The 20,329-nt window shown below is 65.7% G+C and carries 19 protein-coding genes; 13 read left to right on the top strand and 6 right to left on the bottom strand.

Features of this window, described 5'->3' with window-relative positions:
- Nucleotides 1–68: 68 nt before the first annotated feature.
- Entirely contained in the window at nt 69–632 is a 564-nt protein-coding gene (locus ACVRRC_RS05065) for a thioesterase family protein (RefSeq protein ID WP_472996687.1), read from the bottom strand.
- Between the two features lie 107 nt (nt 633–739).
- On the opposite strand from ACVRRC_RS05065, the gene ACVRRC_RS05060 reads away from it, so the two are divergent.
- The 3 genes from ACVRRC_RS05060 (at nt 740) to ACVRRC_RS05050 (ending at nt 2,916) form a co-directional block, all read left to right on the top strand.
- Entirely contained in the window at nt 740–1,726 is a 987-nt protein-coding gene (locus ACVRRC_RS05060; RefSeq protein ID WP_472996686.1) for a GlxA family transcriptional regulator, read from the top strand.
- 175 nt (nt 1,727–1,901) lie between these two features.
- Nucleotides 1,902–2,618, top strand: a complete 717-nt coding sequence (locus ACVRRC_RS05055) for an AzlC family ABC transporter permease (protein ID WP_084903375.1) — start codon at nt 1,902–1,904, stop codon at nt 2,616–2,618.
- Nucleotides 2,608–2,916 carry an AzlD family protein gene (locus tag ACVRRC_RS05050; protein WP_472996685.1) on the top strand — a complete coding sequence of 103 codons (309 nt, stop codon included), beginning with the start codon at nt 2,608–2,610 and terminating at the stop codon, nt 2,914–2,916. The genes ACVRRC_RS05055 and ACVRRC_RS05050 overlap by 11 nt, the downstream gene beginning before the upstream one ends.
- 10 nt (nt 2,917–2,926) lie before the next feature.
- Here the strand turns inward: ACVRRC_RS05050 and ACVRRC_RS05045 are convergent, their stop codons facing one another.
- On the bottom strand, nt 2,927–3,952 hold the full coding sequence (locus ACVRRC_RS05045) for a LacI family DNA-binding transcriptional regulator (protein ID WP_472996684.1): 1,026 nt from the start codon (nt 3,950–3,952) through the stop codon (nt 2,927–2,929).
- A gap of 311 nt (nt 3,953–4,263) precedes the next feature.
- Here ACVRRC_RS05045 and ACVRRC_RS05040 point away from each other — a divergent pair, with 311 nt between their 5' ends.
- From ACVRRC_RS05040 to ACVRRC_RS05015, 6 genes are all read left to right on the top strand, one after another.
- Nucleotides 4,264–5,079, top strand: a complete 816-nt coding sequence (locus ACVRRC_RS05040) for an NAD-dependent epimerase/dehydratase family protein (protein ID WP_048330111.1) — start codon at nt 4,264–4,266, stop codon at nt 5,077–5,079.
- Between the two features lie 41 nt (nt 5,080–5,120).
- Nucleotides 5,121–6,017 carry an SMP-30/gluconolactonase/LRE family protein gene (locus tag ACVRRC_RS05035; RefSeq protein WP_472996683.1) on the top strand — a complete coding sequence of 299 codons (897 nt, stop codon included), beginning with the start codon at nt 5,121–5,123 and terminating at the stop codon, nt 6,015–6,017.
- A gap of 70 nt (nt 6,018–6,087) precedes the next feature.
- The gene (locus tag ACVRRC_RS05030) at nt 6,088–7,062 is read left to right on the top strand and encodes a TRAP transporter substrate-binding protein (protein WP_014597957.1); all 975 of its coding nucleotides are present in this window, start codon (nt 6,088–6,090) and stop codon (nt 7,060–7,062) included.
- Between the two features lie 59 nt (nt 7,063–7,121).
- Complete coding sequence (locus tag ACVRRC_RS05025; protein ID WP_017245506.1) at nt 7,122–7,649, top strand: TRAP transporter small permease; 528 nt, start codon at nt 7,122–7,124, stop codon at nt 7,647–7,649.
- Nucleotides 7,649–8,929 carry a TRAP transporter large permease gene (locus ACVRRC_RS05020; protein ID WP_434758135.1) on the top strand — a complete coding sequence of 427 codons (1,281 nt, stop codon included), beginning with the start codon at nt 7,649–7,651 and terminating at the stop codon, nt 8,927–8,929. Before ACVRRC_RS05025 ends, ACVRRC_RS05020 begins: the two co-directional genes overlap by 1 nt.
- Before the next feature lie 151 nt (nt 8,930–9,080).
- On the top strand, nt 9,081–9,986 hold the full coding sequence (locus ACVRRC_RS05015) for an EamA family transporter (RefSeq protein ID WP_111481607.1): 906 nt from the start codon (nt 9,081–9,083) through the stop codon (nt 9,984–9,986).
- A 48-nt stretch (nt 9,987–10,034) separates the two neighbouring features.
- Here ACVRRC_RS05015 and ACVRRC_RS05010 read toward each other — a convergent pair whose 3' ends face one another.
- The 3 genes from ACVRRC_RS05010 to ACVRRC_RS05000 form a co-directional block, all read right to left on the bottom strand.
- Complete coding sequence (locus tag ACVRRC_RS05010) at nt 10,035–10,787, bottom strand: FadR/GntR family transcriptional regulator (protein WP_013984272.1); 753 nt, start codon at nt 10,785–10,787, stop codon at nt 10,035–10,037.
- Between the two features lie 113 nt (nt 10,788–10,900).
- The gene (gene treF / locus ACVRRC_RS05005) at nt 10,901–12,508 is read right to left on the bottom strand and encodes an alpha,alpha-trehalase TreF (protein ID WP_061372889.1); all 1,608 of its coding nucleotides are present in this window, start codon (nt 12,506–12,508) and stop codon (nt 10,901–10,903) included.
- A complete protein-coding gene (locus ACVRRC_RS05000) occupies nt 12,505–13,272 on the bottom strand; it encodes an SDR family oxidoreductase (protein WP_011914902.1) in 768 nt (255 codons plus the stop codon). Before ACVRRC_RS05000 ends, treF begins: the two co-directional genes overlap by 4 nt.
- 204 nt (nt 13,273–13,476) lie before the next feature.
- On the opposite strand from ACVRRC_RS05000, the gene rarD reads away from it, so the two are divergent.
- Nucleotides 13,477–14,367: an EamA family transporter RarD gene (gene rarD / locus ACVRRC_RS04995; RefSeq protein ID WP_011914903.1), complete on the top strand. Its 891-nt coding sequence runs from the start codon at nt 13,477–13,479 to the stop codon at nt 14,365–14,367.
- Between the two features lie 3 nt (nt 14,368–14,370).
- Here rarD and ACVRRC_RS04990 read toward each other — a convergent pair whose 3' ends face one another.
- Nucleotides 14,371–14,895: a glycine cleavage system transcriptional repressor gene (locus tag ACVRRC_RS04990; RefSeq protein WP_125865979.1), complete on the bottom strand. Its 525-nt coding sequence runs from the start codon at nt 14,893–14,895 to the stop codon at nt 14,371–14,373.
- Nucleotides 14,896–15,125: 230 nt separating this feature from the next.
- On the opposite strand from ACVRRC_RS04990, the gene ACVRRC_RS04985 reads away from it, so the two are divergent.
- From ACVRRC_RS04985 to ACVRRC_RS04975, 3 genes are all read left to right on the top strand, one after another.
- Entirely contained in the window at nt 15,126–17,306 is a 2,181-nt protein-coding gene (locus ACVRRC_RS04985; RefSeq protein ID WP_472996682.1) for a malate synthase G, read from the top strand.
- Between the two features lie 195 nt (nt 17,307–17,501).
- The gene (locus tag ACVRRC_RS04980) at nt 17,502–19,124 is read left to right on the top strand and encodes a methyl-accepting chemotaxis protein (RefSeq protein ID WP_017245511.1); all 1,623 of its coding nucleotides are present in this window, start codon (nt 17,502–17,504) and stop codon (nt 19,122–19,124) included.
- 18 nt (nt 19,125–19,142) lie between these two features.
- Nucleotides 19,143–20,324 carry a porin gene (locus tag ACVRRC_RS04975; RefSeq protein WP_048330124.1) on the top strand — a complete coding sequence of 394 codons (1,182 nt, stop codon included), beginning with the start codon at nt 19,143–19,145 and terminating at the stop codon, nt 20,322–20,324.
- Nucleotides 20,325–20,329 lie beyond the last annotated feature (5 nt).

The raw sequence follows: 20,329 nt of genomic DNA, 5'->3' as shown, positions 1-20,329 counted from the left end.
CTGACGCAGGTGAACGCGGCTGGCGTATGCCCGTCGCCCGGCCACTGCGAAGCCGACCTGCAGGGGTCTCAGCCAGACGGCCGCTGCGCCTGCACATCCTCCGCTTCGCGCAGCTGAATGCTGAGCCCATCGCAGCTCGCCGACCACTCGCGCAGCCATTGGGGCAAGGGCGGCGACTGCTCGTCCAAGCCAAGTTCCCGGGCGAACTCGCCAGGCGCAACGACACCCTTGCGCCCCCTGAACAGCCCGCGCATGACCACCACGGCGATTACCCGCTGGTCCTTGACGAAGCGGTGCTCGACGAAACTCCATTTGGCGTCCCAGCCGATCATCCGCGTGTGGATCTCGAAGCGCTCGAACAGCTTCAGTTCGCGGCGGAACTTGCCGCACACGTCACCCACGATCGGCAATGCGCGATGCCGAAGGGCCACACGATAAGCGCCGCTGCGAAGCACGTAGTCCATGCGACCGACATCGGCCAGGGTGAAATAGCGGCCATTGGTGACATGCCGGTTGAAATCCAGATCCAGAGGCCAGACACGCAGCCGAACGACGGTGGTGGCGAGTCCCGGTACCGGCTTTCGCCAAGGGCGGCGCAACAACATCAGCAGAAGACGAAACCACAGGTTCATGTGAGCAGATCCGGTTGGCATGACAGATGCCGCACTCTAGGTGGCGCGCTCGGGGTAAGGTAGATGCAGAAATGACCAATACCATGCGATTTACGCAATCACCTGCCATGCACATAACGCTTTTGCTTGCCGAGCACAGCTCCCAGGCCTCCGCCACGCTGGCGCTTGAAGTACTGGATGCAGCAAACCGCCTGGCCGCGCCCTCCGCGGTGCCGTTTGCGGTTGTTGTCGCGTCACTCGATGGGCTGCCGGTGAAAAACGCCCTGGGCCGTACGATGGCCGTGGACGTCGCCCTCGACGCGCTCGATCACACCGATCTGGTACTCGTTCCCGGTTTTCTGTTCAGCCTGCGCGAGGCGCTGCCCGCCTTCGGCCGATATCGCGACTGGCTGTGCCGTCAGCATCGGCAGGGCGCCGTCATCGCGTCGATGTGCACTGCCACCTTAATGCTCGCCGAAGCGGGGCTGCTCGACGGCGTGCAGGCCACCACCCACTGGGCCTTCGCCGACCTCATGCGCCGGCGCTATCCGGCGGTACGCCTGGACGAACGACGCATCCTCTGCGAGGACGGCCGGCTGATCAGCAGCGCGGGCGCGAGCGCGGCCATGGATCTGCTGCTGCACCTGATCCGCCGCTTCGCCTCACGCGAACTGGCGCAGCTGTGCAGCCGCTACCTGCTGGTGGACGGGGTCCGCAGCGAGCAGTCGGTGTACATCAAGTGGTCGATGCCCCGCGATCATGCCGACGAGGCAGTAGCACGGGTCCAGGACTGGCTGGAGTCCAACTTCACCGCCCCCGTCGGCATCGACGAACTGGCTGAGCGCTTCGGTTTCGGTGCGCGCAACTTCAAGCGGCGATTCAAGGATGCCACCGGCTACACATCACTCGCCTACCTTCAGGCCCTGCGCCTGGAAAGGGCCAAGCACCTGTTGGAAACCACGCGACTGGGGTTCGACGCGATCACCACCCGCGTCGGTTACGAGGACGGCAACTCGTTCCGACGCCTGTTCTGCCAGCGCGTCGGCATCTCGCCGGCCGCTTTTCGCAAGCGGTTCCTGCGCCTCCCGGCCGCCCAGCCCGAGCCGAGCCGCTGACACCCCATCGCCCCCTGTTCCGGGGCGCAACGGCCCGGCCAGGGGCGTCGCGTGAATCTGTACCGCACGATCAGACGCCAACTGCGCTGTTCCGTCGCAGCTACACCCCCTAATCTGGCTGGCTGGACATTGATTGACGTCGTCGATCCGGCGCTGCCACCTGGAGGACTCGTGCATGACTGACGCGGATAACGAGCTGCATCATTTCGACCGGCGCATGGTCTGGGCCGGTTTTCGCCAGCTCGCGCCGATTTCCATCTTCGTCACCCTGTTCGGTGCCGCCTTCGGCCTCGCCGCGGTGCAGACCGGGCTGGACGACTCGGTGATCCTGGCGATGAGCGCGCTGGTGTTCGCCGGCGCCTCGCAGTTCGCCGCGCTGGAACTGTGGGGCCCGCAGGTGCCTCTGTTCACCCTGATGGTCACGGTGTTCGCCATCAACGCCCGCCATCTGCTGATGGGCGCCACGCTCTACCCCTGGCTGCGCCAGTTGCCGCCCGGCCGGCGCTACGGGGTGATGCTGATCGCCTCGGACGCCAACTGGGCAATGGCCATGCAGGCGTTCAACCGCAACCGCCCCGGCTTCGGCCTGCTGCTCGGTGGCGGCCTGGCGCTCTGGTCGTTCTGGGTGCTCGGCAGCTGGCTGGGCATCCATTTCGGCAGTGCGGTCAGCGATCCGAAGCGCCTGGGGCTGGACATGGTGATGGGCTGTTTTCTGCTGGCGATGGTGGTGGGCGGCGAGAAAAACCTGCGCATGCTGGTGATCTGGAGCGTTGCAGCCGCTGCCTCGCTGCTCGCCTTCCGCTACCTGCCGGAGAACAGCCATGTGGTGGTGGGTGCCCTGGCCGGCGGCGCGACGGGGCTGCTGTGGAAGGAGCACGCACGTGAATCTTGATGCGACGGGCGCCGGCGCGCTGGCCGTGGTGCTGGTCATGGCACTGGTGACCCTGGCGACGCGCTGGGGCGGCGTGTTCGTCATGGCCTTCGTGCCCATCAGCAACCGCGTCCGGCAGTTCATCACCGCCATGTCCGGCTCGGTGCTGGTCGCGATCGTCGCGCCGATGGCATGGCAGGGCGACGCCGGCGCCCGACTGGCGCTGCTGGCCACGGCCGCGACCATGCTGGTGCTGAAGAAACCGCTCCCGGCGATCGCTGCCGGTATCGCGGTGGCGGCGCTGGTCAGGCAGTTCTGAGCGCGACCGCTCAGGCACTGCCGCGCTCGACCACCTCGAATCCCACATCCAGCCGCAACGGCGTGCGCGCCAGGGCGGGCTCGGCGATGCGTGCCAGCAGGGCTTCGGCGACGGCGTTGCCGATGCGCGGACCGTCGATGCGCACCGTGGACAGCGGCGGATGGCAATGCGCGGCGCAGGACAGGTCGCCAAAGCCCATCACCGCGAGGTCGTCCGGCACGCGCACGCCGCGGCTGGCGGCTTCGGCCAGCACGCCCTGGGCCAGGGTGTCGGAGCTGCACACCACCACCTCGCCGGCCGCGCCCGCATCGAGCAGGCGGGCAAGGCCCTCACGACCGACGGCGAGGGTCGCCGGTGCCGGCAGGAGCGCCGTGGCCAGCGGCGCCACGCCGTGCGCTGCCAGTGTCGCGATCAAGCTGTTGCAACGGCGCAGGCCACGGGGATCGTCAAGGCTGACCAGCGATACGCGGCGATAGCCCTTGCCCAGCAGATACTGCGCAACGGCCGCGCCAACCGCTTCATGGGAAAAGCCCACCAGCATGTCCAGCGGCTTGGCGCAGAGGTCCCAGGCTTCCACCAGCGGAATGCCGACACGCGCCAGGCGTTCGCGGCTGACCTGGCTATGCTCGGTACCGGTGAGCACGATGCCGTCCGGTCGGCGTCCGAGCACCGCCTCGAGCAGGCGTTCCTCCTGCTCGGCGCTGTAGCCGGTCAGCCCCAGCAGGGTCTGGTAGCCGGCGACGGCCAGCCGCTCGGTCAATGCCTGAACGGTATCGGCGAAGATGGAATTGGCAATGGTCGGCAGAAAGATCGCAACCAGTCGGCTGCGGCTGGACGCCAGCGAGCCGGCTGCCAGATTGGGCACGTAAGCGGTGGCTCGCACCGCCTCCAGCACCCGCCGGCGCGTCGCCGGTGCCACTGCCTCGGGCCGACCGAGGGTGCGCGACACGGTGATCGGCGAAACACCGGCAACCCTGGCCACGTCGATCAGCGTCGGCGTGGCCCCTGCACGGGAACTGCTGCAGCGTTTGGCCATCAATGCTATCTCCGCCGGGGTGCGGCTAGCGCAACGAATAGGGACAGGTTCTTTTTTGCATGGTCATCATACAACCTCATGATGCGCTGCGGTGCCTCGCCGTGTCATCCGCCCGCTGCCAGCGTTTGCGCCAAGAACGCCGTGCCATCGCGCTTTACAGGTGCGAGCGCCTGGCATTTGCAGCAATGAGCGTGCACAAGGCGATAAATACGACTTTAAGCCTGTTGACATCCGCCGAGGCAGATGCTGATATTTCGCAACATGTCATATGACAACAGATGACTCCAAGAACAATAACGACAGGCACTCCGATGACAACCACTCCGACACCCCCATTCGGCCGCCTTCTGCTCACCGGTGCAGCCGGCGGCCTCGGCAAGGAGCTGCGTGCACGCCTGCAGCCCTACGCCCGCATCATCCGACTGTCCGATATCGCGCCGATGGCCCCGGCAGCCGGCGAACACGAGGAGGTCGTGCCTTGTGATCTCGCCGACAAGGCGGCCGTGCATGCCCTGTGCGAAGGCGTAGATGCCATCGCCCATTTCGGCGGCGTCTCCGTCGAGCGGCCGTTCGAGGAAATCCTCGACGCCAATATCCGCGGCACCTTTCACATCTATGAAGCAGCCCGCCTGCACGGCATCAAGCGCGTAGTCTTCGCCAGCTCCAACCATGTGATCGGCTTCTACCCGCAGACCGAAACCCTGGACGCCCACGCACCACGGCGCCCGGACGGCTACTACGGCCTGTCCAAGTCCTATGGCGAGGACATGGCGAGCTTCTACCACGATCGCTACGGCATCGAGACCGTCAGCATCCGCATCGGCTCCTCGTTCCCCGAGCCGGCCAACCGCCGAATGATGAGCACCTGGCTGAGTTTCCGTGACCTCACCGAGCTGATGCGCTGCGCGCTGTTCACGCCAGCGGTCGGCCATACGGTGGTCTACGGCATGTCCGCCAACCGTGATGTGTGGTGGGACAACCATCTGGCCGCGCACCTGGGCTTCCAGGCGCAGGACAGCTCCGAAGCGTTCCGCGACAAGGTCGAGCAGCAACCGCCCTACAGCGCCGACGACCCGGCCGGCATCTATCAGGGCGGCGCCTTCGTCGCGGCCGGCCCCTTCGACTGATAGCCCCCCTTCGCCCGCGTACAACAACAAAGAGAAACGCAATGGCCAGTGAAGCTGAACTCATCGCCGATCTGCGCTGCGCCACCGGTGAAAGCCCGGTCTGGGTCGCCGCCGAACAGGCGCTGTACTGGGTCGACATCCCCAACCGCGAGCTGCTGCGCTGGAGCGCTGCCGACGGCCAGCATTCCCGCTGGCAGGGCGAGCAGATGCTGGCCTGCATCGCCCGCCACGGCGACGGCTGGGTGGCCGGCATGGAGAGCGGCTTCTTCGCCCTGCAGACAGGCCCGGACGGCCGGCTCGACAGCCGCCCGTTGGCGACTATCGATCACCAATTGCCCGCGATGCGCATGAACGATGGCCGCTGCGACCGCCAGGGCCGCTTCTGGGCCGGCAGCATGGCGCTGGACATGGCCGCCGGGCATCCGGTCGGCGCGCTGTACCGGCTCGATGACCAGGCCGCGCGCGGCCCGCTGGTGCCGCAGCTGGACGGCTTTATCGTGCCCAACGGCCTGGCCTTCAGCCCGGACGGGCGAACCATGTACCTGTCCGATTCACATCCCGGCGTGCAGAAGATCTGGGCCTTCGATTACGACACCGACAGCGGCACGCCGAGCCGTCGCCGCCTGTTCGTCGACATGCTCGAGTACCCCGGCCGCCCGGACGGCGCCGCTGTGGATGCCGAGGGTTGCTACTGGACCTGCGGCAACGACGCCGGGCTGATCCACCGCTTCACCCCGGACGGCCGGCTGGATCGCTCCCTCGCCGTGCCGGTGAAGAAACCGACCATGTGCGCCTTCGGCGGGCCACGGCTGGACACGCTGTATGTCACCTCGATCCGACCTGGCGGCGACCTCGCCGATCAGCCGCTGGCCGGCGGCCTGTTCGCGCTCAACCCCGGCGTCACCGGCCTCGAGGAGCCCGCCTTCACCCGGCACTGATCCACCCCGGGCCGCTCGCGGCGCCGGTCAAGCACTGCTGTTCACCTACAACAACAAAACGGAGTTTTCCATGAACCTCAAACGCAAGCTGCTTCTGGCCACACTTCCGCTAGCCCTCGGCCTGTCTTCGCTGGCACAGGCCGAGATGACCCTGAAGATCGCCGAGATCCACCCCGCCGGCTACCCCACCGTGGTCGCCATGGAAAACCTGGGCAAGAAACTGGAAGCCGCCACCAACGGCGAGATCAAGTCACGCATGTTCGCCGGTGGCGTACTCGGCTCGGAGAAGGAAGTGATCGAGCAGACCCAGATCGGCGCCGTCCAGCTGACCCGCGTCAGCCTCGGCTCGGTGGGCCCGGTGGTGCCGGCCACCAACGTGTTCAACATGCCCTTCGTGTTCCGCGACGTCGACCATATGCGCAAGGTGGTCGACGGCGAGATCGGCCAGGAAATCCTCGACGCCATCACCAACTCGGACTTCAACATGGTCGGCCTGGCCTGGATGGAAGCCGGCAGCCGCAGCCTCTACACCAAGAAGCCGGTGCGCAGCCTGGATGACCTCAAGGGCATGAAGATCCGCGTGATCGGCAACCCGCTGTTCATCGACACCCTCAACGCCATGGGCGCCAACGGCATCGCCATGGACACCGGCGAGATCTTCAGCGCCCTGCAGAGCGGCGTGATCGATGGCGCCGAGAACAACCCGCCGACCCTGCTCGAGCACAACCACTTCCGCGCCGCCAAGTACTACACCCAGACCCATCACCTGATCCTCCCCGAGCCGCTGCTGATGTCCAAGACCACCTGGAACAAGCTCAGCCCCGAGCAGCAGGAGCTGGTCAAGAAGCTGGCCAAGGAAGCCCAGCTGGAAGAACGCGAGCTGTGGGTAGCCAAGGAAAACGCCAGCAACGAGAAGCTCAAGGCCGAGGGCGTCGAGTACATCGAAGTCGACACCAAGCCCTTCTACGACGCCACCGCCCCGGTCCGTGAGAAGTACGGCGCGCAGTTCGCCGAGCTGATCCAGCGCATCGAAGCCGTTCAGTAACCCTCGCGCAAGCGCGCGGCGCCGGCCACCCGCCTGCGCCGCGCAACCGGTGAAGTCTCATGAAAAACCTGGTTCTGGGCGTCAACGACGCCATCTACCGCGCCTGCGTCATCGTCGCCGCCCTGGCGATCGTGGTCATGGCGACGATCATTCCCTGGGGCGTGTTCAGCCGCTATGCACTGGGCCAGGGCCTCGGCTGGCCCGAGCCGATCGCCATCCTGCTGATGGTGCTGTTCACCTTCGTCGGCGCCGCCGCCAGCTACCGCGCCGGCGCGCACATGGCGGTCCAGGTGCTCAGCGAGCGCCTGCCGGCCACGGCCCAGCCCTTTGTCACCCTGTTCGTGCGCCTGGCCATGGCCGCCATCGCCCTGTTCATGCTGATCTGGGGCTACAAGCTGTGCGTCGCCACCTGGAACCAGTACCTCAGCACCCTGACCTGGATGCGGGTCGGCATCAGCTATGCGCCGATTCCCCTGGGCGGCCTGATCACCCTGCTGTTCGTCATCGAGCAGCTGCTGTACGGCGACCAGAGCAAGCGCCGGGTCGTCGATTACGAAGCCCGCGAAGAGTCCAAGGAGTCCGTGTAATGGATGCCGTCATCCTGCTGGGCAGCTTCATCGTCCTCATTCTGCTGCGCGTTCCGGTCGCCTATGCCCTCGGCCTGGCCACCCTGGTCGGCGCCTGGTACATCGACATCCCGCTGCACGCCGTGATGATCCAGATCGCCGGTGGCGTGAACAAATTCTCCCTGCTGGCCATCCCCTTCTTCGTCCTGGCCGGCGCGATCATGGCCGAAGGCGGCATGGCGCGGCGCCTGGTGGCCTTCGCCGGGGTGCTGGTGGGCTTCGTTCGTGGCGGCCTGTCGCTGGTCAACATCACCGCGTCGACCTTCTTCGGCGCCATCTCCGGCTCCTCTCTGGCCGATACCGCCTCGGTGGGTTCGGTGCTGATCCCGGAGATGGAAAAGAAGGGCTATCCACGCGAGTTCTCCACCGCCGTGACCGTCAGCGGCTCGGTGCAGGCGCTGCTCACCCCGCCCAGCCACAATTCGGTGATCTACTCGCTGGCCGCCGGCGGCACCGTCTCCATCGCCGCGCTGTTCGTCGCCGGGATCGGCCCGGGGCTGCTGCTCAGCGCCACCATGGCCACGCTGTGCCTGCTCTTCGCGCGCAAGCGCAACTACCCCAAGGGCGAGGTGATCCCGCTGCGTCAGGCGCTGAAGATCTGCGTCGAGGCGCTGTGGGGCCTGATGACTATGGTGATCATCCTCGGCGGCATCCTCAGTGGCGTGTTCACCGCCACCGAGTCGGCGGCCGTGGCCGTGGTCTGGGCCTTCTTCGTCACCATGTTCATCTACCGCGACTACAAGTGGAGTGAACTGCCGAAGATGCTGCACCGCACGGTGCGCACGCTTTCCATCGTGATGATCCTGATCGCCTTCGCCGCGAGCTTCGGCTACATCATGACCCTGATGCAGATACCGGCGAAGATCACCACGGCATTCCTGACCCTGTCGGACAACCGCTACGTGATCCTGCTGTGCATCAACTTCATGCTGCTGGTGCTGGGCACGCTGATGGACATGGCGCCGCTGATTCTGATTCTCACGCCGATCCTGCTGCCGGTGGTGACCTCGTTCGGCGTCGATCCGGTGCACTTCGGCATGATCATGCTGGTCAACCTTGGCATCGGCCTGATCACCCCCCCGGTAGGTGCGGTACTCTTCGTCGGTGCCGCCATCGGCAAGGTCAGTATCGAGAGCACCGTCAAGGCGCTGCTGCCGTTCTACGCTGCGCTGTTCGCCGTGCTGATGGCCGTGACCTATATCCCGATGATCTCGCTGTGGCTGCCGAGCGTAGTGCTCTGAATGCAGACAAGGGACGAGGACGCCGCCCACCCGGGCGGCGTTTTACTTTGCACACTGACGCAGACACCGCCCTGATCAGGCCGCCTGACCCAAGGTCGTTGTGCAATCGAACGCGTAGAACTCTGTACAGGCACTAGAAGGACTGGATTTCATGCAAGCTGCCGCGCCGTTTCCCCGCCATATCGCCGTGCTGATCCTGGCGACCCTGGCCTGCTCGTTCGCCGGCAACCACATCGCCGCCCGCATCGCCTTCGATCACGACACCGGCCTGCTGCTGGCCATGCTCTGCCGCGCCGGCGTGACGCTGGTGGTGCTGGCGGCGCTGGTGTTCTGGCGGCGCGAGTCACTGCGCCTGAGCCCGGCCACCTGGCGCTGGCAGCTTCTGCTCGGCCTGCTGATCGCGGTGCAGAGCTTCTGCATCTATTCGGCTGTGGCGCGCATCCCGGTGGCGCTGGCGTTGCTGGTGGTGAACCTCTCGCCGATCCTGCTGGCGCTGCTCACCTGGGTGCTCGGCGGCCCGCGGCCGACCCGTCAGGCGCTGGCGATCATGGGCCTGATCCTGTTCGGCCTGGTGCTGGTGCTGGATGTGCCGGCGCGCCTGCTGAGCACCGAGGCACCGGATGGCCAATGGGTCGCCGGCATCCTGTTCAGCCTGACGGCCGCCGCGGTGTTCGCGGCGGCTTTGTGGGTGACCGAGCACAAGCTGTCGAACATGGCCGGTTCGGTGCGCAGCATGCTGACCCTGATCGTGGTGTTTCTCGCCTCGGCCCTGCTCGGCAGCAGCGGCCTGATTCCCGGCGGGCTCGACCTGCCCAGCGCCACTGCCGGCTGGATCGCCCTCGCCTGCCTGGTGCTGCTCTATGGTGCGGCCTTCTCGACGCTGTTCATCTGCATGCCGCGGCTGAACATCGCGCGCAACGCGCCGGTGATGAACATGGAGCCGGTCGCCGGCATGCTGCTTGGCTGGCTGGTGCTCGGCCAGCTGCTCGGCCCCTCGCAGGTGTTCGGCGGGCTGATCGTGGTCGGCGGCATTGTGCTGCTGGCCTACCGCCGCTAGGCCTCGCCGAAGCGCTGCCCGCCGCGGCGGGTTGACGAGGCGCGGCGGTCAGCCGACCTTGCTCGCTTCCGCCTCCTCATGCGCCTGGCGCAGCCGCTCGCGGCTGTTGGTCAGATGCAGGCGCATGGCAGCGCGCGCCGATTCCGGGTCCTGCCGGGCGATGGCCTCGTAGATCTGCTCGTGCTCGCGGCCCAGACGGGCCTGGTAGTGCTGCTGGTCGTCATGGGCCAGGCGCGCCGAGTTCACCCGGCTGCGTGGGATCAGGGTGGTGCCCAGGTGGCTCATGATGTCGGTGAAGTAGCGGTTGCCGGTGGCCTCGGCGATCTGCAGATGGAACTGGAAGTCCGACGCCACCGCATCGCTGGAGTGGGCCGCGCTCTGGTTCAGCTGATCGAGAAAGGCGCGCATGGCCGCCAGCTGCTCGGGCGAGCGGCGCTGCGCGGCCAGACCGGCCGACTCCACTTCCAGGCTGATGCGCAATTCGAGAATCGCCAGCAGATCGCGCAACGTGCCGATGGTCGCCGGGTCGATGCGCAGTCCGGTGGTGCTGGGGGTGTCCAGCACGAAGGTGCCGATACCGTGCCGCGTTTCCACCAGCCCCGAGGCCTGCAGCCGCGAGATCGCCTCGCGCACCACGGTGCGGCTGACGCCCTGGGCCTGCATGATGGCCGACTCGGTAGGCAGCTTGTCGCCCCGCTTGATCACGCCATCGCGAATCTGCTGCGACAGTTCGGCGACCAGTTCCTGGGCAAGACTGCGATGTTTGCGGCGGGCGCGCGGTTGTGCGCTCTGGTTTTCCATGGATGGCGATCTCTGAAAGCGGAAGCGACGCTCATCATAGCCCAGCAGTTGTACGATAACTATTGATCCATGGCATCCGTGTGGAAATACCCCACCGCGCCGGCGGCCGGCGCCTAGGACGCCACGCTCCGGCAATGCCCCGCACGACAGCGGTTGGCCTCGTGATTGGGGTCTTCCTGCATCAACTTGCGGGTGACGCCGTTGGTCCAGCCGAAGCCGTCCTGCAGCGGATACTCGCCGCCGCCGGCGTGCTCGGTACAGGGTCGCAGCACGTACTTCTCCACCAGCTTGTTCTCGCGCTCGAACAGGTGGCTGACGATAGTCAGCCAGCGCTCCTCGATGTCCAGCGCCAGCGCATCGTGGCCGTAGTGCTGCAACCCACGAATGCCGATCCACTGCAGCGGTGCCCAGCCATTGGGCCGATCCCACTGCTCGCCGCTGCCACCGATCTCGGTGGTGGCCAGGCCGCCTGGCGCCAGCAGGCGCTCCTGCACCGTCGCCGCCACCGCCGCGGCCTGCTCGGCGCTGGCCATGCGCACGAACAGCGGGGCCAGCGTCGCGGCAGTGAGATTGTCGCGCTGCCGGCCGCGCTGCCAGTCGTAGTCGAAATAGGCGCCAGCGCGGGAATTCCACAGGTACTGATCGATGGCCGCCAGGCGCGCCTCGGCACGGCGGGCGAAGGCTTCGGCACAGGCGTGCTGGTTCTTCACCGCAGACAGCTCGGCGATTTGCCGCTCCAGCTTGTAGAGCAGCGCGTTGAGGTCGACCGGCAGGATGCTGGTGGTGCGGATGGTCGCCAGCCGGTGGGCGTCGTCGAGCCAGCGCGAGCTGAAATCCCACCCCGACTCGGCACCGGCGCGCAGGTCGCGATAGACCTCGTGCCGCGGCCGGCAGCTGGAGCGCGCGGTTTCCACATCCTCGCGGTAGGACTCCTCGCGCGGCGTTGCGCGCTCGTCCCAGTAGCGGTTGAGCACCATTCCATCGGCCAGACACACGCAGCGTCGATGCGCCTCGCCCGGCCGCAGCACGTCGGCACCCTCCATCCAGAAGGCGTATTCCTTGTGCAGTTGCGGCAGGTAGTCGCTGGCGCGATGAACGCCGGTTTCCTCGAACAGCTCGGTCATCAGGGCGAACACCGGCGGCTGCGAGCGGCCCAGATAGTAGGTGCGGTTGCCGTTGGGCACGTGGCCGTAGGTGTCGATCAGGTAGGCGAAGTTGTCCGCCATGGCCCGCAGCAGGTCGCAATGCCCGCTCTCGTCCAGGCCGAGCATGGTGAAATAGGAATCCCAGTAGTACAGCTCGGTGAAGCGCCCGCCCGGCACCACGTAATCGTGCGGCAGCGGCAGCAGCGAGGAGTGCTCGGGGTGGTCCTGAGGGTGGCGGGTGAGGATCGGCCAGAGCCGGTCGATATGCTCGGCCAGGCTGTCGTCGGGGTTGGCGACGAACGCCTTGACCGGCATCTCGTACAGGCTGAAATGCTCATGGACGAAGGCCTCCAGGTCGAAGCCCGGCTCGCCGCAGCGGGCGCGATAGTCCTCGAGGATGGCTTCGGGGTGCCGACGCGGCGCGCAGTCGACGAAGGTCTTGCTGTCGGGAAACACCCGCTGCATCTGCACCGCGACGAAGAGTTCCTGATAGCGCTCGGCAGGCGTGAGCGTGTCGGCCCGCGAGATGGCGCTGGTGTCGTGGCTGAACGGCTGGCACGGCGGGATATCGGTCATTGCTCGCTGTAGTTCCATAGCAGGCCGCCATCGACCACCAGTGTAGTCCCGGTGATGTACTCGGCGTCGGGTGAGGCCAGAAAGGCAACGACGCCGGCGACGTCGTGCGGGCGGCCGAGACGGCCGGCAGGGATGTTCTGCAGCAGGTTGGCGAGCTTGTCCGGCTGATTCATCAGCTCGCGGTTGATCGGCGTTTCCACCGCGCCGGGCGCCACGTTGTTCACCGTGATGCCCAGCGGCGCCAGCTCGATGGCGATGTTGCGCATCAGCATCTTCAGTCCGCCCTTGCTCGCGCAGTAGGCGGTGAAGTTGGGATGCGGCAGCTCTTCGTGCACCGAGCTGTTGTTGATGATGCGTCCGCCGCGGCCCTGCTCGCGCAAATGGCGGGCAAACGCCTGGGCGAGGAAGAACGGCCCACGCAGGTTGACGTTCAGCACCTGATCATAATCGTCCGCCTGCGCGTCGAGGAACGCCGCGTGCCGCTGCACACCGGCATTGTTGACCAGGATGTCCAGCTGCCCCATCTGCGCGATGCTCTCGCGCACCAGCCGATGGCACTGCTCGACGTCACCGACATCGGCGGCGATGAAGCACACCCTCCGGCCCAGGGCGCGGACCTGCTCGAGGCTCTCGCGGGCCTGTTCGTCGTTCTCGCGGCCGTTGATGACAATGTCGGCGCCCTCTTCAGCCAGGCGCACGGCAATGCCGCGGCCGATGCCCTGGGTGCTGCCGGTGACCAGAGCCACCTGATTCTGCAAGCGCATTGCCACCCTCCGCACGCGCCGATCCGCGTGCTGCCGTTTCGATTAGCGATGCAGATGAGACGAGCACAAGCCGCCGAGCGTTCCCCCGTTTCTGACCAATTGGGCAGCCCGTCGCGCGGCGCCGCTCTGTTAGCTGACTAACCTTTCTCTCCTCTGGCCAAAGGCGCAAAATGGCCGGCTCTCCGCTGCTCGTCGAAGGACGTCATGGCTACCGCCAATCTGCGCAAGGGTTATCTGCTGGGGCTGGCCACCTTCAGCATCTGGGGCATGTTCCCGCTCTACTTCAAGGCACTCGAACAATACGGCGCGCTCGAGATCGTCACTCAGCGCGTGATCTGGTCGGCCGTGTTCGGCTCGCTGGTGCTGCTGGTCTGGCGTCATCCGGGCTGGTGGCGCGAACTGCTGGCGCATCCACGTCGCCTCGGCGTGCTCGGCATCTCCAGCGTGCTGATCGCGGCCAACTGGCTGATCTACGTCTGGGCGGTGAACCACGACCGAATGGTCGAGGCGAGCCTTGGCTACTACATCAATCCGCTGGTCAACGTGCTGCTCGGCATGCTCGTGCTGCGCGAGCGGCTGCGTCCGCTGCAGTGGCTGGCCGTGGCCATGGCCACCGTCGGCGTCAGCCTGCAGCTGCTGATGCTCGGTGAATTTCCCTGGATTTCCCTGGTGCTGGCGCTGAGCTTCGGCACCTACGGCCTGCTGCGCAAGCAGGCGCCGGTGGCCGCGCTGCCGGGGTTGGTAGTGGAAACCTGGCTGCTGCTACCGGTGGCGCTGATCTGGCTGTTCTGGTTCGGCAACGGCGCGAGCACGGAACCGGCGTTCTGGACCAGCACCGATGCGCTCTGGCTGATGGCGGCAGGCCCGGTGACCCTGATCCCGCTGCTCGGCTTCAACGCCGCCGCGCGCCACCTGCCCTATTCGACCCTGGGCTTCCTGCAATACCTGACGCCGACGCTGCTGCTGATCCTCGCCGTGCAGCTGTTCGGCGAGCCATTCCCGGTCGATCGCCAGCTGGCCTTCTTCTGCATCTGGGCCGGCCTCGCGGTATACAGCCTGGACGCCTGGCGGGTGATGCGCAAAAGCACCGGCTGAGTGCTACGCCTGCTCGGCCGGCTGCAGCTTGAGCTCCACCATCAGGTCGTCGGCGAGGGTTTCCAGGCGCTCCTGCAGCCGCTCCAGCGACAGTTCGCTGGGCACCGCCAGCCGTACTTCGGCACGAAACAGCAGCTCGCTGCTCATCGGCGCCGGCAGCACCTCGGTATCCAGGCTCTCCAGATTGACGCCGTGCTCGGCGAGCAGGTGGGTGATGTCGCGGACGATGCCCGGCCGGTCGTTGCCCACCAGCTCAAGCTGGATTTCCTGCCAGCTCGCCGTCGGTTCCGCGCCGCTGTGAGCCAGCAGCACGCGTATGCCCTGCGCCTGCAGGCCTTCCAGCGCGGCTGTCAGCTCGGCATGGGCATCCGCCGGCACCGCCACCCGCAGGATACCGGCGAACTGCCCGGCCATGCGCGACATGCGGCTCTCCAGCCAGTTGCCGCCGTGATCGGCGATGCACTTGGCCAGTCGTTCGACCAGACCGGGCTGATCGTCGGCGATGACGGTGAGAACGAGGTGATCCATGGACGGGCTCCTGTAGTGAAGAAAGCGCCTGCGCAGGCGACAGCCCATTAGGTATAGCAGGCGGGCCGGGCAACGGCAGGCCGCGGCACTGGCGGGCCGCTTCGCACGGCCGAGGCAACCGGCCCTTTCAGCGGACTGATTTTCCCCGGCGCTTCATGTAGTATCCGGCGACCTCGGACTACAAAAAGCGAAACCGTCCGGCGAATTAGAAGAACCAAGTGAGGCGAGTAATGACTGAGCGCGTTCAAGTCGGTGGCCTGCAGGTCGCCAAAGTCCTGTACGACTTCGTGAACAACGAGGCGATTCCCGGTACCGGCGTCGATGCCGCCGCCTTCTGGGCTGGCGCCGACAGCGTGATCCACGACCTGGCGCCGAAGAACCGCGCCCTGCTGGCCAAGCGCGACGAGCTGCAGGCCAAGATCGACGCCTGGCACCAGGCCCGCGCCGGCCAAGGCCATGACGCCGTGGCGTACAAGGCCTTCCTTCAGGAAATCGGCTACCTGCTGCCGGAAGCCGAAGACTTCCAGGCCACCACCGAGAACGTCGACGAAGAAATCGCCCGCATGGCCGGCCCGCAGCTGGTGGTGCCGATCATGAACGCGCGCTTCGCCCTGAACGCCGCCAACGCCCGCTGGGGCTCGCTGTATGACGCGCTCTACGGCACCGACGCCATCTCCGAAGCGGACGGCGCCACCAAGGGGCCGGGCTACAACGAGATCCGCGGCAACAAGGTCATCGCCTATGCGCGCAATTTCCTCAACGAAGCTGCACCGCTGGAAACCGGCTCGCACGTCGATTCCACCGGCTATCGCATCGAAGGCGGCAAGCTGGTCGTTTCGCTGAAGGATGGCAGCACCACCGGCCTGAAGAACCCGGCCCAGCTGCAGGGCTTCCAGGGCGACGCCAGCGCGCCGATCGCCGTGCTGCTGAAGAACAATGGCATCCACTTCGAGATCCAGATCGACCCGGCCAGCCCGATCGGCCAGACCGATGCCGCCGGCGTGAAGGACATCCTGATGGAATCGGCACTGACCACCATCATGGACTGTGAAGACTCCATCGCCGCCGTCGACGCCGACGACAAGACCATCGTCTACCGCAACTGGCTCGGCCTGATGAAGGGCGATCTGGTCGAGGAGCTGGACAAGGGTGGCAAGCGCATCACCCGTGCCATGAACCCGGACCGCGTCTACACCAAGGCCGACGGCAACGGCGAGCTGACCCTGCACGGACGCTCGCTGCTGTTCATCCGCAACGTCGGTCACCTGATGACCAACGACGCCATCCTCGACAAGGCAGGCAACGAAGTGCCGGAAGGCATCATGGACGGCCTGTTCACCAGCCTGATCGCCATCCACAACCTCAAGGGCAACACCACCCGCGCCAACAGCCGCACCGGCTCGATGTACATCGTCAAGCCGAAGATGCACGGCCCGGAAGAAGTCGCCTTCGCCACCGAACTGTTCGGCCGCGTCGAGGACGTTCTCGGCCTGCCGCGCAACACCCTCAAGGTCGGCATCATGGACGAGGAGCGTCGTACCACGATCAACCTCAAGGCCTGCATCAAGGAAGCGCGCGAGCGCGTGGTGTTCATCAACACCGGCTTCCTCGACCGCACCGGCGACGAGATCCATACCTCCATGGAAGCCGGCCCGATGGTGCGCAAGGCGGCCATGAAGTCCGAGAAATGGATCAGCGCTTACGAGAACAACAACGTGGACGTGGGCCTGGCCTGCGGCCTGCAGGGCAAGGCGCAGATCGGCAAGGGCATGTGGGCCATGCCTGACCTGATGGCCGCCATGCTCGAGCAGAAGGTCGGCCATCCGCTGGCCGGCGCCAACACCGCGTGGGTACCGTCGCCGACCGCAGCCACCCTGCACGCGATGCACTACCACAAGATCGACGTGCAGGCGCGCCAGGCCGAACTGGCCAAGCGCGAGAAGGCTTCGATCGATGACATCCTCACCATCCCGCTGGCACAGAACACCAACTGGAGCGAGGAAGAGAAGCGCAACGAGCTGGACAACAACTCGCAGGGCATCCTCGGCTACATGGTGCGCTGGGTCGAACAGGGCGTTGGTTGCTCCAAGGTGCCGGACATCAACGACATCGCGCTGATGGAAGACCGTGCCACCCTGCGCATCTCCAGCCAGCACGTGGCTAACTGGATGCGCCACGGCGTGGTAACCAAGGACCAGGTGATCGAGAGCCTCAAGCGCATGGCCCCGGTGGTCGACCGCCAGAACCAGGGTGACCCGCTGTACCGCCCGATGGCGCCTGACTTCGACAACAGCGTGGCCTTCCAGGCTGCGCTGGAGCTGGTCCTCGAAGGCACCAAGCAGCCCAACGGCTACACCGAGCCGGTCCTGCACCGTCGCCGCCGCGAGTTCAAGGCCAAGAACGGCCTGTAACCGCCAGCCGCGACAGAAGAACCGCCCTTCGGGGCGGTTTTTTTATGCCCGCAAATCCGCCGGGCGGCGCTCAAGTTCAATCTGTTACAACCGATAACGTGACCCGAATGGCATTTTCAGTCACACTCGCCCCGCCAAATGGCATTTGGCCATCAATGCTCTCCGCCGTAACCCTGCCGCTTCTGGAGTCGATGCATGCTGAAGAACTTCTCGCTGACCGCCAAGCTTTCGCTGGTGCCGGCAGTGGCCCTGCTCGGGCTGATCCTGTACGTCGGCTATACCTCGCTGCAGCTCTCGGCGACCGACTCGCGGCTGGTATTTCTGGAGAACCGCGGCTACCCGACGCTGGAAAAGGCCGATGCGGTGATCTTCCAGTTCTCCCGCGTACCGGCGCTGCTGAACAATGCCGTGGCTGCGGGCGAGCCCGGCGTGCTCGACGAGGCCCGGGAGGTGCTGCAGCAGATCGATACGCAGCAGCAATCCCTGGCGGCCCTGCTGAGCGATCAGCGCCAGCAGCATCAGGCCCTGGGTGACTGGCGCAAGGCCGTGCGCGACTACGCCGACAATGCGCTCGCCGCCTCGAGCAAGCTGATAGACGGCAGCGCCTCGTTCGATGATCTGCGTCCGAGCCTCGATCGCATGGCCAGCGATCTGGCGCAGGCGCAGAAGCTGGGCAGCGATTTCCGCGCGCAGGCCTACGACAGCTTCCAGCAGACCCTGGTAGAGACCCGCGAAGCCAACGCCAACACCACGCGACTGGGCATCATCCTCAGCCTGGTATTGGTGATTCTGGTCAGCCTCGGCGCCTGGCTGGTCATACGCAGCGTGATGGTCAATATCCGCGGCGTGATCGCTTCGCTGCAGTCGATCGCCCGCGGTGACGGCGATCTGACCCAGCGGGTGAACGTCGAATCCAACGACGAGATCGGCGCCATGATCGAGCTGTTCAACAGCTTCCTTGACAAGCTGCAGCGCACCATCCGCCAGATCATCGATGCCGCTGCCCCGCTGGGCCAGGTCTCCAAGGACCTCTACCAGCTCACCCAGGGCTCGGAGGAAAACGCCAAGTCGCAGCAGCATCACACCGACTCGATCAGCCGCGACATCCTGACCATGACCGGCAGCATCCAGGAGGTCGCGCAACGTTCACGGCAGGCGTCCGACGAGGCCAATTCCGCGGCGCGCCAGGCGGCGACCGCACGCGAGCACGTCGGCAGTCTTTCGACCGGCATCAACGACCTGGGTGACAGCGTGATGGGCGCGGTCAAGGCCATGGAACAGCTGGAGGAAGAAACCCAGGAAGTCGGCTCGGTACTGACCGTGATCCGCAGCATTGCCGAACAGACCAACCTGCTGGCCTTGAACGCCGCCATCGAAGCCGCCCGAGCTGGCGAGCAGGGCCGCGGCTTCGCGGTGGTTGCCGACGAGGTGCGCAATCTGGCGCAGAAGACTGCTGCCTCTACCGCCGAGATCCAGCAGATCATCCAGCGCCTGCAGAACAGCGCCAACACCGTACTCAACGTAATGACCAGCAACGGCGAGAAATCTCGCGCCAGTATCGAACGCTCCATCGAGGCCACTCAGCTGCTGGAAGCCATCGCACGCACCGTCAACCAGATCGACGAACTCAACGCCGGCATCGCCCAGTTCACGCAGGAGCAGATCGGCCTGTCGAGTTCCATCCAACAAGAAACCCAAGTGTTGCAGCAGGACGCACAAGCAACCGCAAACGGCGCCGAAGCCACCGCCCGCCTTGGCGAACAACTGGTGAGTACCGGAGACCACCTGCGCGCGGCTACGGGCCAATTCCGTGTTTAACGATTCCTGGAGCATCAAATGACTGCACTTCGTGTCGCCGGCCTGGCAGCTGTCTGCCTGGCCGCAACTCCTGCCTTCGCCCTGGAACAGGGCGAACACCGCTTCAACGGTTTCGGTACCGTCGGCTTCACCCACCTGGGTGGTGAAGATGACGGTCGCAGCTACGGCATTCAGGGCCAGACCAACGACTCCTGGCGCGGCGATCAGCTGTCCAAGTTCGGCGCCCAGCTGAGCTACGGCATCACCGATACCCTCGGCGTGACCGTGCAGGGCACAGCCAAAGCCCAGCAGGATGAGTGGAAAGCCAACCTCGAGTGGGCCTATCTGTCGCTGCAGGCCAACGACCAGCTGATGCTCCGCGCCGGCCGCCTGCGCAGCCCGGTGTACATGTATTCCGAAAGCCTCGACGTGGGTTACAGCTACCCCTGGCTGCGCCTGCCCGACGAGGTCTACAGCCAGGTGCAGGTCACCAATTACGAAGGCATCGATGCGGTGTACACCGTACCGCTGTCGTACGGCTCGGTGACCTTCCAGATCGCTGGCGGCCAGGCGAAGAATCGCGATTACTACGCCTACGACGAGCAGTTCGATATCGACTACGGCAAGCTGTTCGGCGCCAGCGTCAGCCTGGCCACCAATGACTTCGGCACGCTGCGTATCGGTTATGTCGAAGCGGATATCAAGACCGATATCACCGGCAACGTGGTCAGCGTACTGCCGCAGCCCTATGGCCCGGGCGTTGGAGTCGCCGAGCAGCGCTCGCTGCTGCAGCTGAACAAGGAGAAAGGCAAGTTCACCTCGATCGGCTACCAGTACGACAACGGCACCTGGATCAGCAGCAACGAGTGGACTTCGCGCCTGATCGAGAACGACGGCATGGAAGCGATCGACTCCTTCTACCTGATGGGTGGCCGCCGCTTCGGTGATTTCCTGCCGCATGTCACCTATGCGCAGCTGGACGACAACGGTGGTCGCCAGAGCTCCTGGACCCTGGGACTTAACTACCAGGCCACGCCGACCGTGGTGGTGAAGGGCGAGTACAAGCGCGTCGACACCAAGAACGGCTACGATGGCGTGTTCACCCGCAACGCCCAAGAGCTTTACGAGAACGAGGCGTTCGCACGAACCGGCGTAGCCGGCACTCCGGCCCGCAACTACGACGGCGACATCGTTTCCGTCGGCGTCGATTTCGTATTCTGAGGAGC

Source organism: Stutzerimonas sp. LR2 (assembly GCF_055755175.1).
This window is presented reverse-complemented; position numbering and strand designations above follow the sequence as displayed.

Excerpts from the sequence above, each read along its gene's own strand:
- ACVRRC_RS05065 (WP_472996687.1), bottom strand. The coding sequence starts at position 632 with ATGAACCTGTGGTTTCGTCTTCTGCTGATGTTGTTGCGCCGCCCTTGG.
- ACVRRC_RS05060 (WP_472996686.1), top strand. The coding sequence starts at position 740 with ATGCACATAACGCTTTTGCTTGCCGAGCACAGCTCCCAGGCCTCCGCC.
- ACVRRC_RS05055 (WP_084903375.1), top strand. The coding sequence starts at position 1,902 with ATGACTGACGCGGATAACGAGCTGCATCATTTCGACCGGCGCATGGTC.
- ACVRRC_RS05045 (WP_472996684.1), bottom strand. The coding sequence starts at position 3,952 with ATGGCCAAACGCTGCAGCAGTTCCCGTGCAGGGGCCACGCCGACGCTG.
- ACVRRC_RS05040 (WP_048330111.1), top strand. The coding sequence starts at position 4,264 with ATGACAACCACTCCGACACCCCCATTCGGCCGCCTTCTGCTCACCGGT.
- ACVRRC_RS05035 (WP_472996683.1), top strand. The coding sequence starts at position 5,121 with ATGGCCAGTGAAGCTGAACTCATCGCCGATCTGCGCTGCGCCACCGGT.
- ACVRRC_RS05030 (WP_014597957.1), top strand. The coding sequence starts at position 6,088 with ATGAACCTCAAACGCAAGCTGCTTCTGGCCACACTTCCGCTAGCCCTC.
- ACVRRC_RS05025 (WP_017245506.1), top strand. The coding sequence starts at position 7,122 with ATGAAAAACCTGGTTCTGGGCGTCAACGACGCCATCTACCGCGCCTGC.
- ACVRRC_RS05020 (WP_434758135.1), top strand. The coding sequence starts at position 7,649 with ATGGATGCCGTCATCCTGCTGGGCAGCTTCATCGTCCTCATTCTGCTG.
- ACVRRC_RS05015 (WP_111481607.1), top strand. The coding sequence starts at position 9,081 with ATGCAAGCTGCCGCGCCGTTTCCCCGCCATATCGCCGTGCTGATCCTG.
- ACVRRC_RS05010 (WP_013984272.1), bottom strand. The coding sequence starts at position 10,787 with ATGGAAAACCAGAGCGCACAACCGCGCGCCCGCCGCAAACATCGCAGT.
- treF (WP_061372889.1), bottom strand. The coding sequence starts at position 12,508 with ATGACCGATATCCCGCCGTGCCAGCCGTTCAGCCACGACACCAGCGCC.
- ACVRRC_RS05000 (WP_011914902.1), bottom strand. The coding sequence starts at position 13,272 with ATGCGCTTGCAGAATCAGGTGGCTCTGGTCACCGGCAGCACCCAGGGC.
- rarD (WP_011914903.1), top strand. The coding sequence starts at position 13,477 with ATGGCTACCGCCAATCTGCGCAAGGGTTATCTGCTGGGGCTGGCCACC.
- ACVRRC_RS04990 (WP_125865979.1), bottom strand. The coding sequence starts at position 14,895 with ATGGATCACCTCGTTCTCACCGTCATCGCCGACGATCAGCCCGGTCTG.
- ACVRRC_RS04985 (WP_472996682.1), top strand. The coding sequence starts at position 15,126 with ATGACTGAGCGCGTTCAAGTCGGTGGCCTGCAGGTCGCCAAAGTCCTG.
- ACVRRC_RS04980 (WP_017245511.1), top strand. The coding sequence starts at position 17,502 with ATGCTGAAGAACTTCTCGCTGACCGCCAAGCTTTCGCTGGTGCCGGCA.
- ACVRRC_RS04975 (WP_048330124.1), top strand. The coding sequence starts at position 19,143 with ATGACTGCACTTCGTGTCGCCGGCCTGGCAGCTGTCTGCCTGGCCGCA.